The sequence below is a fragment of the Pseudomonas sp. MPB03 genome, assembly GCF_046605385.1.
Taxonomy (GTDB): Bacteria; Pseudomonadota; Gammaproteobacteria; order Pseudomonadales; family Pseudomonadaceae; genus Aquipseudomonas; species Aquipseudomonas zanjanensis.
Genome location: NZ_CP176770.1, coordinates 4080130 through 4092105 on the forward strand (window position 1 = coordinate 4080130; position 11976 = coordinate 4092105).

Sequence of the window (11976 nt, forward strand, 5' to 3'; positions counted from 1 at the left end):
AATCAAGCAAAGACCTGTGGGAGCGAGCTTGCTCGCGATGACGGTAGCCCATCCAATATCGATGCCAGCTGAACCACCGCTATCGCGAGCAAGCTCGCTCCCACAGGTCACTTGGCTTGACTGCCTGGTCCACTGTCTATGTGTAAGCCCTTTTTCATGAGCCCTTGCCATGTCCGACTACCTGCTGCAAATGAACGGCATCGTCAAAACCTTTGGCGGTGTCAAAGCCCTGAACGGCATCGACATCAAGGTCCGGTCCGGGGAATGCGTTGGCCTGTGCGGTGAAAACGGCGCGGGTAAATCCACCCTGATGAAAGTGCTGTCGGCGGTCTATCCCTACGGCACCTGGGAAGGCGAGATCATTTGGGACGGCCAGCCGCTCAAGGCGCAGTCCATCAGCGAGACCGAAGCCGCCGGGATCGTCATCATTCATCAGGAACTGACCCTGGTCCCCGACCTGTCGGTAGCCGAAAACATCTTCATGGGCCACGAGCTGACGCTGCCCGGCGGGCGCATGAACTACCCGGCGATGATCCACCGCGCCGAGGCCCTGATGCGCGAACTCAAGGTGCCGGACATGAACGTCTCGCTACCGGTTTCCCAGTACGGCGGTGGCTACCAGCAGTTGGTGGAAATCGCCAAGGCGCTGAACAAGCAGGCGCGACTGCTGATCCTCGACGAGCCCTCTTCAGCCTTGACTCGCTCGGAAATCGAGGTGCTGCTGGACATCATCCGCGACCTCAAGGCCAAGGGCGTGGCCTGTGTGTACATCTCCCACAAGCTCGATGAAGTGGCCGCCGTGTGCGACACCATCTCGGTGATACGCGACGGCAAACACATCGCCACCACCGCCATGGCGGACATGGACATTCCCAAGATCATCACCCAGATGGTCGGGCGGGAAATGAGCAACCTCTACCCCACTGAACCCCATGAGATCGGCGAGGTGATTTTCGAGGCGCGCCACGTCACCTGCTACGACGTCGATAACCCCAAGCGCAAACGGGTCGACGACATTTCATTCGTCCTCAAGCGCGGGGAGATTCTCGGCATCGCCGGGCTGGTCGGCGCCGGTCGCACGGAACTGGTCTCTGCGCTGTTCGGCGCCTACCCCGGCCGCTACGAAGGCGAAGTCTGGCTGAGCGGCCAACCCATCGACACGCGCACGCCGCTCAAGTCGATCCGCGCCGGCCTGTGCATGGTCCCTGAAGACCGCAAGCGCCAAGGCATCATTCCTGACCTGGGGGTGGGTCAGAACATCACCCTGGCGGTGCTGGACAACTACGCGAAACTGACCCGCATCGACGCCGAAGCCGAACTGGGCAGCATCGACAAGGAAATCGCGCGCATGCACCTCAAGACCGCGAGCCCGTTCCTGCCGATCACCAGCCTCTCCGGCGGTAACCAGCAAAAAGCCGTGCTGGCCAAGATGCTGCTGACCAAACCCCGGGTGCTGATTCTCGATGAGCCCACCCGTGGCGTGGACGTCGGCGCCAAATACGAGATCTACAAATTGATGGGCGCGCTGGCAGCCGAAGGCGTGTCGATCATCATGGTGTCCTCGGAGCTCGCCGAAGTCCTGGGGGTTTCCGACCGCGTCCTGGTGATCGGCGAAGGCCAGTTGCGCGGCGACTTCATCAACCACGAACTCACCCAGGAACAGGTGCTCGCCGCCGCGCTCAGCCACCCCGATGGCCATAACAATAATGATCGGAAGTCCGCGTAGATGAATCAGGTCAAACAGCTGTTTTCCCGCTACAAAATGCTCGCGCTGGTGATCGCCGTGGCGCTGATCTGGCTGTTCTTCAGCTGGCAGACCGACGGTGGGTTCCTGACCCCGCGCAACCTGTCCAACCTGCTGCGGCAGATGTCCATCACCGGGATCCTGGCCTGCGGCATGGTGCTGGTGATCATCAGCGGCGAGATCGATTTGTCGGTGGGCTCGTTGCTTGGGCTATTGGGTGGGCTGGCGGCGATCCTCGATGTGGTCTATCACATCCCGCTGCTGGCGAACCTGAGCCTGGTGGCTTTGTGCGGCTTGGTGATCGGCTTGGGCAACGGCTACATGACCGCCTACCTGCGCATCCCGTCGTTCATTGTCGGGCTGGGTGGCATGCTCGCGTTTCGCGGCATCCTGCTGGGCGTGACGGGCGGCACCACCATTGCCCCGGTGTCACCAGAGCTGGTCTATGTCGGCCAGGGTTATTTGCCGCACACGGTCGGGACCGGGCTCGGCATCCTGCTGTTCGCCCTGACCCTGTTCCTCACCTGGAAACAGCGGCGCAACCGCGCCCTCCATGGCCTGGCGGCCCACTCCTTGATGCGTGATGGGTTGCGCGTGGCATTGATCGGCGCGGTGCTGGCCGGGTTCGTCTACACCCTCAACAGCTACGACGGCATTCCGGTGCCGGTGCTGCTCCTGCTGATCCTGCTGGGGGTGTTCAGCTACGTCACCAGCCAGACCGTGTTTGGCCGCCGCGTCTACTCGGTGGGCAGCAACATGGAAGCCACGCGCCTGTCCGGCATCAACGTGCAAGCGGTGAAACTGTGGATCTTCGGCATCATGGGCGTGATGTGCGCCCTCGCCGGCATGGTCAACACCGCCCGCCTGGCCGCCGGCTCACCCTCGGCCGGCAACATGGGCGAACTCGACGCCATCGCCGCCTGCTTCATCGGCGGCACCTCCATGCGCGGCGGTTCCGGCACGGTCTACGGCGCTCTCCTCGGTGCGCTGGTGATCACCAGCCTGGACAATGGCATGTCCATGCTCGACGTCGACAGTTATTGGCAGATGATCGTCAAAGGCAGCATTCTGGTGCTGGCGGTGTGGGTGGATGTGAGTACGCGCACTGGGCGGCGGTGATGGGCTCCGTCATTTGCTGGCAGACGCCATCAACACACCAAAGCCCAGGAACGTGATGCCCGACAATTTGCCGACAACCCTGGCGCCCTGGCTTGTGGAGAGCCAGCCTCTTGCGGCTTGGGCTGTCAGGGCATAACCGGAATGCACCAGTAGGACAAGCACACTGTAAGACGACACCAGCAAGAAGAACTGGCTGTAATAGTCACCCGCCGGCTTGATGAACTGGGGAAAGACCGCCAGGAAGAAGAAACCCGCCTTGGGGTTGAGCAACTGGATCGACAACGCCTCGACGAATCGCCGCCATGGACGCAACGATGTGGCGTTGAGTTCGGGAATGAAGCGCTGGGTTCGCCACATCTTGATGCCCAGGTACAACAAGTACAGGGCGCCGATGTATTTGAGCACTGTAAAGGCGGTCGCCGAGGCCGCCAGTATCAACCCCAGGCTACTGGCGCAAATACCCGCCACGATAAAAGCGCCGGAAGCGATCCCGACAATGCCCGGCAGCGCACCGCGCCAGCCATGACGCAAGGCATTGGACAGCGTCAGCACCACGCCGGGGCCGGGGCTGAGCACCGTCAGGGTCGCCAGGATCAGAAAAACTCCGTAGTCGGCCATGCATCACTCCACATTGAAGGCGAATTGCTGTGGCCTTCAGGGTGGCGTGGCAGCGGGACGCTGACAAACGCTTTAATTGCGCCGCCTATGTGACTAAATTAGACACATGATCGCCAACCTCCCCCCGTTGAACGCCGTCCGCGCCTTCGCCGCTGCCGCTCGCCACCAGAGCTTCAGTCGCGCCGCCGAAGAGCTGCACGTCAGCCACAGCGCCGTCAGCCGTCACGTCAAGTTGCTCGAAGAGCGCCTGGGCGTTTTGCTGTTCGAACGTCGAACCCGGCAATCCTTGCTCACCCCGGCGGGTCGAATTTTCTACGAACAGGTCAGCGAGGCCCTGACGCAAATCGCCAACGCCGCAACCGCGCTGACGCGCAATGCGGCCCAGCGCAAAGTGACCATCAACGTGCGCCCTTCCTTCGCGGTGCGCTGGCTCATCCCTCGGCTGCCGGACTTCATGGCGCGCCACCCGGATATCAAGCCCGAGGTTGTCACCAGCACCCGGTCTCCAGATCCCTCAAGGGAATCGTTCGACGTGGTCATTCGGCGCGGAGATGCTGGCTGGTCGGCCGAGGTGCAGCCCACCCTGTTACTGGAAGACGACCTGCTGCTGGTTGCCGCCCCGTCGTTGCTGCAAAGCGTGCCATTGGAGAACGTCCACGACCTGGCCCGGCACACCTTGTTATCGGGCAGGACACGCAGCAACGATTGGCAGGATTGGGTGGAGCACGTCGGGATCGATCCATTGAACAACCCGCCGACCCTGCAATTCGATCACATGCACCTGGTGCTGCAGGCGGCCGTCGATGGCCTGGGCGTGGCGTTGTGCCCGGCTTCGCTGCTGGGTCGGGATTTGTCCAACGGGCGCTTGGCCTGCCCACTGCCGGCGTTGCGCATGTCGCTGGCTCGTTATTACTACGGTGTTTCCGGGAGTGCGGTGGCTGAGACGCAGGTTTTTGTTGATTGGTTGCTAACCCATTGTGGGAGCGAGCTTGCTCGCGATAGCGCCCTGTCAGCCGACATCGATGTTGACTGATCGAATGCCATCGCGAGCAAGCTCGCTCCCACAGGGGAATTGCGTTAGCCGGGAGACGCCTTATGCGCTTTGGAGCGCGCCCAACGGCGGTCCGAAAATCTCGTAGGAAATTACTTCCCGTGGCGAGGGAGCTTGCTCCCGCTGGGGCGCGAAGCGGCCCCGAACCAGGTGCCTCTTTTCGCCAGGTACACCGCAGGCACCGGTTTTGCGACTGCTGCGCAGTCGAGCGGGAGCAAGCTCCCTCGCCACAGGGGGAGCGGGCGTCCTACAGGTCGGTTGTGGGTGCCGGGATCGGCTTCTATAGTTGGGGCGTCGCTGGCTTTGGCCGGTGGCTGGGTTTCGCAGCCCGATAGATACGCTGGCAACCAGGCATCATAAAAGTAACAATGGGCGCGTTTGGCGTTCAACGTCACTTATGGTGGCTGTGTGTGGGAGATCTTCGGGTCTGCCGAGTTCCTCGTATCCTCGGTCTGCGAACCCACATGCAGCTACCACCCGTTCGTTTCGCAGCGAATTGCAGTAGCTATCTTTCTTGATATGAGGAATGAATAACTATGCGCCAGAATACTTTGGATCAACGCTTCACCCCCCTGACCCAAACCGCCACCACCCATCCCGTCCTGCTGATCGACACCCAACCCCACTCCCCGAACTCCATGCCTGTGCCAGCGAGCGCCTGCACGCCACGCTCGACTACCTGACCTTGGTGGCTTGCAGCAGCCTGCGTGATTCAGCGGCCAGCGACCTCAACACCATCACCAATGTCGCGCGGATCCTGGTGCAGGATGTCGCGGATGTGTTCGGCGTGATCGAGCGGCGCGGGCTCGAAGGCTGAGCCATTTTGTGGGAGCGGGCTTGCTCGCGAAAGCGGAGTGTCAGTCACATTAACTGCTGAATGTTAAACCGTCTTCGCGAGCAAGCCCGCTCCCACAGGGGAACGGCGGTAGCCCGAGCATTTCTCAGGAGTTTACCTCCCGTGGCGAGGGAGCTTGCTCCCGCTGGGTTGCGTAGCGACCCCAAACCGCCTGAATGCGATCGACCTGATGCACCGAGGTGCCGGGTTTTAGGGCTGCTGCGCAGCCCAGCGGGAGCAAGCTCCCTCGCCACAGGATTAGTGTGCTACTCGGTCCAGCTGCCGGCGCACGGCCAGTTCAACCCCGCGGATTTCCGCCAGGCCTTTAAGGCGGCCGATCAGGGAGTAGCCGGGGTTGCTTTTGCGGTGCTGGTCGTCGAGCAGTTGATGCCCATGGTCCGGGCGCAACGGCAAGCGCGGGCCGCCTTCGCGTTCACGTCGGCGCTCTTCGGCCACCAAGGCACTGATGACCCCGACCATGTCGACGTCGCCGTCCAGGTGATGAGCCTCATGGAAGCTGCGTGGGTCGCTTTCCCGGCGGGTTGAGCGCAGGTGGGTGAAGTAAATGCGCGGCGCAAAGTGCTTGGCCATCGCCACCAAGTCGTTGTCTTCACGCACGCCATAGGAGCCGGTGCAGAACGTCAGGCCATTGGCCGGGCTGGGCGCGGCGTCCAGCAGCCATTGGGCGTCTTCGGCGGTGGAGAGGATGCGCGGCAAGCCGAGCAATGCCCGGGGCGGGTCGTCCGGATGGATCGCCATGCGCACGCCCACCTCCTCGGCAACCGGGATCACCGCGCGCAGGAAACACCCCAGGTGTTCGCGCAACGTGGCCTCGTCGATGTCGGCGTAGGTGCGCAGCAAGTCACGGAAGTTATCCAGGCTGTAGTGTTCCTCGGCGCCAGGCAAGCCTGCAATCAGGGTGTTGACCAGGGTTTCGCGCCGGGCTGGCGTCAGCTGTTCGAAATAGGCCTTGGCCTGCTGGATATCCTCGGCGCTGTATTCGGCCTGCGCCCCCGGGCGCTGGAGGATGTACAGGTCGAAGGCGGCAAACGCGGTCTGATCGAAACGCAAGGCCCAGCCGCCATCCGCCAGCTCAAAGGACAAGTCGGTACGGGTCCAGTCCAGCACCGGCATGAAGTTGTAGCAGACGATATCGATGCCGCAGCTCGCCAGGTTGCGCACGCTTTGCTGGTAGTTGGCGATGTACTCGTCGCGTCGCCCGCAGCCGCGCTTGATGTCTTCGTGCACCGGAATGCTTTCCACCACCGACCAGCTCAAGCCGGCCGTTTCGATCATCTCCTTGCGCGCCGCGATGGCGTCCACCGGCCACACTTGGCCATTGGGGATTTCGTGCAGCGCGGTGACGATACCGGTCGCTCCGGTCTGGCGAATGTCCGCCAGGGAGATCGGGTCCTTGGGGCCAAACCAACGCCATGTCTGTTCCATGTTTCTTCTCCTTTTTATCAGTTGGATGCGGCAAGGGTGTGCAACAGGCTATCCACGCCATCGCGCGTCAAGGCGTCGTAGGCGCGGTGCACGGCGTCGCGAAATGCTGGGCGAGCCGAGAGCGGCGGCGGGAAGACTTCGTGCAGATCGAGAACGGCATTCACCCGCGAGGCGCCCTCGAAGCGTCCCGCAAGGTCGGCAAAGGTTGCGCTCAGCGGGTCGTCAACCACATGGGCCGGACGACCGGGTAACGGCTGCGTGCAGTAGTGGATCCATGCCGCGATGCCCAAGGCGGTGCAGTCGATGCCGCGCCCTTGGTCGAGCAATTGCTGCGCGCCGAGTAGCCAGCGTTGCGGCAGTTTCTGCGAGCCGTCCATGGCGATCTGGCGCAAGCGATGTTGCAGGCTGTCGTTGGCAAAGCGCGCCAGAAGGTCGTTGGCATAGACCGAAAGATCGATGCCGGCCGGCATGTCCAGGGTCGGCGTGGCTTCCTCGGCCATGTAGCGCCCGATGAGGCGCGCCAGCCTCACGTCGCTGACGGCCTCGAAGACCGACTCATGGCCGGCCAGCAGCCCCACGTAGGCCAGCAATGAATGGCTGCCATTGAGCATGCGCAGCTTCATCGTTTCAAACGGACGCACATCTTCCACCATCTGCACGCCTTCCACTTCCCAGTCCGGGCGGCCGAGGGGAAAGTGGTCCTCGACCACCCATTGACTGAAGCTTTCGCTGACCACTGCCGCACGGTCGTGACAGTCGAGTTGCTGTTCCAGCCGGCGGAAGGATTCGTCGTCCATGGCCGGTACGATGCGGTCGACCATGCAACTGGGAAAGGCCACCTGTTGCTCGATCCACTGCGCCAGCGCCTCATCCTGCAACGCCGCCAATGCGCTCACCGCCTGGCGGGTGCGCTGGCCGTTGTCGGGCATGTTGTCACAGCACAACACCGTGAAGGCCGGGACGCCTGCGGCGCGACGGCGACGCAGGGCTTCCAGGACAATGCCGGGGGCCGAGCGCGGCGTGTGTGGATGGGCGATGTCATGGGCAATCGTCGGGTCTTCGCGGCGCAACTGCCCGGATGACGGGCTCAGGCAGTAGCCTTTTTCGGTGACGGTGAGCGTGACAATCCGCGTTTGCGGCGCGGCCATGCGTTGCAGCAACTGCTCCAGTTCCTGGCCGCCCTCGCCCACGAACAAGGCCTGGCGCAACACCCCGATCTCGCGCAGCGTCACCTGCTCGCGGTCGCGGTACTCGGCCACGTGGTAGCGACCGTCCTGTGTGCGCAACTGCTCGACCAAAATGCGATTGGAGCGCAGGTTGGCGCTGCACACGCCCCAATCGCTTTCGCCATGGCGATTGAGGTGGCGTTGCAGGTAGACCGCCTGGTGCGCGCGATGAAACGCCCCCAGGCCCAAGTGCACGATACCGATCTGCGTTGCAGTGCCGGTGCTAGGTACACGGTTCACAACAGGCATCGACTCACTCCTTCTGTTCAGGAACGGCCCAAGGCCGAAGCGGCTTGCGGGCTTTGCGCCGCCGCGTGGCCGGTATCCGCCACCGACAGCGGTTTAACGTAGCGCGCCACACACACGGCACCGATCACGGTCAACAGCCCCGCCAGCAGGAAGGCACTGGTGAACGAACCGGTGAACTGCACCAGGAAGCCCGTCAGGGTCGGGCCGACAATGCCCGAAGTGTTCGCCAGGAAGTGCATGAAACCACTGACGCCACCCACTCGCGCCGCCGGGACGGTGTCCTGGATGATCGCCCAGTAGATGGCGCCGGTGAGGTACAGGAAGAACACGGCCAAGGCGACCAGAATCACCGCCGGATACAAGGTACTGACCATCCCGGCACAGGCGATGCAAACGGCGCAGGCCAGCAGGCATGTCACCAGCACCACTTTGCGGGAGAACATCATTTTTCCGGTTTTCTTGAACACGAAGTCGGAGATGAAGCCGCCCAGGGCCAGGCCGAGGAAACCCAGCACCCAGGGAATGACCGTGGCGATGCTCATGTCCTTGACGTTCAGGCCGTGGGCCATGGTCAGGTAGCTGGGGAACCAGGTCAGGAAAAAGAACAAGGTGTAGTTATAGGAAAAGAACGCCAGGGAGGTGAACAGCACCGTGGGCTGCTTGAGGTAGAACCGCAGCGGGAACACCGGTTGTGCCGCCAGCTCGCTTTGGCCCTCGGCCTGGAGAATATCGTCGGCGCCCTCTCCTTCTGGCCGCTCCTTGACGAACTTGTACCACACGGCCGCCCAGATCAGGCCGACGAGCATGATGATAATGAACGACACCTTCCAGCCGTAGGTGACGGCAATGAAACCCACCACCGGGCCGGAAATCGCGCCACCCAGCGGCGTACCGGACATCGATGCGCCGATGGCCCGCGCCCTGCGCTTGGGGGTGTACCAGTTGTTCACCATCTTGCTGGTGGTGACGCTCAACGGTCCTTCGCCCATGCCGAACAAAATCCGGATAAGCACCAGTGAAGCGAAGCCCACCGTCAGCACGGTAAGGCCGCTGAACAGCGACCACAAGACCATGGCCAACAGCAACGTGGTCTTGGCGCCGTAACGGTCGGCGGCCCAGCCACCGATGAAGTTGAAGGCGGCATAGCCGACGAAGAAGCTGCTGAAGATCATGCCCATCTCACCCGTGCTCAGACCGTAGTCCTTCTGGATGAAAGGCGCCGCCACAGACAATGCCGACCGGTCGAGGTAATTGATGACCCCGGCCAGGAACAGCATGATGATGATTAAGCTACGTCCTTGACCAAACATGGTGGAACCTCCCGCTTGTTGTGTTTATTCGGTGAGGGTGCCCATGACAGGCACGGTGAAACCGGTGGTAGCGACGGCTCAGTGATGGGCGTTCGTCAGCTCCACCAGCACTTTTCGGGTTTGCTCGGGGTGCTGTTCGATCAGGTCGATGGCGCCGGGCATTTCGTCGAAGGTGACGCGATGGCTGATCAGGTCCTGGACCTGCAACTTGCCACTGGCGATCAGTTCGATCACCCGCGGGAATTTGCGATTGTTGAGCCGTGAGCCCACCAGGGTCAGTTCCTTCTTGATCATTTCCAACTGCACCAGATCACTGGGCGTGGCATTGAAGCCCAGCAATCCGATACGCCCGGCCGGCGAGGCCAGGCGCACCATCTGCGGCATCAAGGCCGGGATGCAGGCCGCGTCGACAATCAGCGGTACGCCTTCACCCTGGGTCAATTCACGCATCGTGGCCTCGACGTCGACTTGTTGGCCGTTGAGGGTCCGGCTGGCACCCAGCGCCCGCGCCGTTTCCAGGCGGCTGTCGATGACATCGGTGACGGTGATGTCGGTCAATCCCAACGCCTTGGCCATCTGCACCAGGGTCAGGCCGATCACCCCGGCACCGTAGATCAACACGCTGTCGCCCGGTTGCGGCTGCATCCGATCAAGCACGTTCAGGGCAATGGAATAAGGTTCGACCAAGGCGCCGTGGCTGAGGGACATCGAATCGGGCAGGCGATGGGCGTTCTCGGCCGGTACGCAGACCTGTTCGCTGAAGCCACCGTCGCGGTGCACGCCGATCACTTGCAGCCGCGTGCAGACGTTGGGCCGGCCAATGCGGCAGGGGTAACAGGTGCCGCAACTGATCACCGGATCGATGCACACCCGGTCGCCCACCTGCAGGTGCTCGACGCCTTCACCGACTTGCCGGATCACCCCGGAGAACTCATGACCGGTGACCCGGGGGAAACGCACGAATGCGTTCTGCCCATGAATGATGTGCATGTCCGAGCCACAGATGCCGGCATACGCCACATCGACCTGGACCTCGCCTTGGGCGACCTCGGGTCGGTCGACCTGGGCCAGCCCGAACTCGAAGGGTGCTCTTACCTGGAACGCTTTCATCGGGTCACTCCTGGCGGGACGTTTTCGCCCCGTTTCCTCAAAGGGTTGGAACTGCTTTACCAATGCCAGAGCGTGCCGTCTTCGAGACGGTTGACCGGCAGGCTGGCGCGTTTGTAGGGGTATTGGCGGGCAAGGTCTTCATCGATGTCGACGCCATGCCCCGGTGTTTCGCCCGGAGTGAAGTGGCCGTCCTCGAAGCGATAGGCATGGGGGAACACTTCATCGATACGTTCTTCGTGAGGCATGTGTTCCTGGATGCCGAAGTTGGGCACCCAGGTATCGAAATGCAGGGCCGCGCCCATGCACACCGGCGACAGGTCGGTGGCGCCGTGAAAGCCCGTGCGCACCTGGAACAGCGCGGCGAAATCGGCAATACGCCGCACATGGGTAATGCCGCCGGCATGCACCAGGGTCGTGCGGATGTAGTCGATCAACTGCTCCTGGATCAACTCGCGGCAGTCATGGATGGAATTGAACACCTCGCCCACGGCCAGCGGCGTGGTGGTGTGCTGGCGAATCAGCCGGAAGCTCTGCTGGTTCTCCGCTGGCGTGCAGTCTTCCAGCCAGAACAGGTTGTACGGTTCCACGGCTTTGCCCAGGCGCCCGGCCTCGATGGGGGTCAGGCGGTGGTGCACGTCGTGAAGAATGTGCAGGTCATCACCAAAGCGCTCGCGCACGGCGGCGAACAGCTTGGGCACGTAGTTGAGGTATTTGGCGGTGTCCCACACGTGTTCGGCGGGCAGGTCGCTGTCGGCCGGTTCATAACGCTCGCCGCTGCGCTTGGCGACCCCGTAGGTGGTGGCAATGCCGGGCACGCCGCATTGCACACGCACGGCTTTGTAGCCCAGCTCGACGTGGCGGGCGACTTCGTCCAGGCAGCCTTCGATGTCCTTGCCGGTGGCGTGCCCATAGACCATCACCCGCTCGCGGCTCTTGCCGCCGAGCAGTTGGTACAAGGGCATATTCGCGGCCTTGGCCTTAATGTCCCACAGCGCCACGTCGACGGCCGCGATAGCGGTCATGGTCACCGGCCCCCGACGCCAGTAAGCGCCGCGATACAGGTACTGCCAGATGTCCTCGATGCGGTGGGCATCGCGGCCGATCAACGCGGGCAGGACGTGCTCTTCCAGGTAAGCGACCACCGCCAGTTCGCGGCCATTCAAGGTGGCATCGCCGATGCCGTAAATGCCTTCATCGGTGACGATCTTCAAAGTGACCAGGTTGCGGCCCGGACAGGTGACGATGACGCGCGCTTCAACGATTTTCAT

Annotated in this window: 9 protein-coding genes and 1 pseudogene; 4 read left to right on the forward strand and 6 right to left on the reverse strand. The window is 62.5% G+C overall.

The annotated features are described in order from the left end of the window. Window positions 1–169 precede the first annotated feature (169 nt). A complete protein-coding gene (gene xylG / locus ACLH0I_RS17400) occupies window positions 170–1726 on the forward strand; it encodes a D-xylose ABC transporter ATP-binding protein (RefSeq protein WP_411384909.1) in 1557 nt (518 codons plus the stop codon). After that, window positions 1727–2863 (forward strand): sugar ABC transporter permease, encoded by a 1137-nt coding sequence (locus ACLH0I_RS17405; protein ID WP_411384910.1) that lies wholly within the window; start codon window positions 1727–1729, stop codon window positions 2861–2863. It begins immediately after the preceding gene. 9 nt (window positions 2864–2872) lie between these two features. Here ACLH0I_RS17405 and ACLH0I_RS17410 read toward each other — a convergent pair whose 3' ends face one another. Beyond that, window positions 2873–3481 carry a LysE family translocator gene (locus tag ACLH0I_RS17410; protein ID WP_411384911.1) on the reverse strand — a complete coding sequence of 203 codons (609 nt, stop codon included), beginning with the start codon at window positions 3479–3481 and terminating at the stop codon, window positions 2873–2875. A 106-nt stretch (window positions 3482–3587) separates the two neighbouring features. Between ACLH0I_RS17410 and gcvA the strand changes: the two genes are divergently transcribed. After that, entirely contained in the window at window positions 3588–4514 is a 927-nt protein-coding gene (gene gcvA / locus ACLH0I_RS17415) for a transcriptional regulator GcvA (RefSeq protein ID WP_411384912.1), read from the forward strand. Between the two features lie 554 nt (window positions 4515–5068). Next, window positions 5069–5349 (forward strand): annotated as a pseudogene (locus tag ACLH0I_RS17420) (fructose-bisphosphate aldolase). Window positions 5350–5625: 276 nt separating this feature from the next. Here the strand turns inward: ACLH0I_RS17420 and uxuA are convergent. The 5 genes from uxuA to manD all read right to left on the reverse strand — a co-directional run bounded on the left by uxuA (window position 5626) and on the right by manD (window position 11976). Beyond that, entirely contained in the window at window positions 5626–6813 is a 1188-nt protein-coding gene (gene uxuA, locus ACLH0I_RS17425; protein WP_411384913.1) for a mannonate dehydratase, read from the reverse strand. Between the two features lie 17 nt (window positions 6814–6830). Beyond that, window positions 6831–8288: a mannitol dehydrogenase family protein gene (locus tag ACLH0I_RS17430; protein WP_411384914.1), complete on the reverse strand. Its 1458-nt coding sequence runs from the start codon at window positions 8286–8288 to the stop codon at window positions 6831–6833. A 17-nt stretch (window positions 8289–8305) separates the two neighbouring features. Then, on the reverse strand, window positions 8306–9598 hold the full coding sequence (locus ACLH0I_RS17435; RefSeq protein ID WP_411384915.1) for an MFS transporter: 1293 nt from the start codon (window positions 9596–9598) through the stop codon (window positions 8306–8308). Between the two features lie 78 nt (window positions 9599–9676). Next, entirely contained in the window at window positions 9677–10708 is a 1032-nt protein-coding gene (locus ACLH0I_RS17440; protein ID WP_411384916.1) for a Zn-dependent oxidoreductase, read from the reverse strand. A 56-nt stretch (window positions 10709–10764) separates the two neighbouring features. Next, a complete protein-coding gene (gene manD / locus ACLH0I_RS17445) occupies window positions 10765–11976 on the reverse strand; it encodes a D-mannonate dehydratase ManD (RefSeq protein WP_186631641.1) in 1212 nt (403 codons plus the stop codon).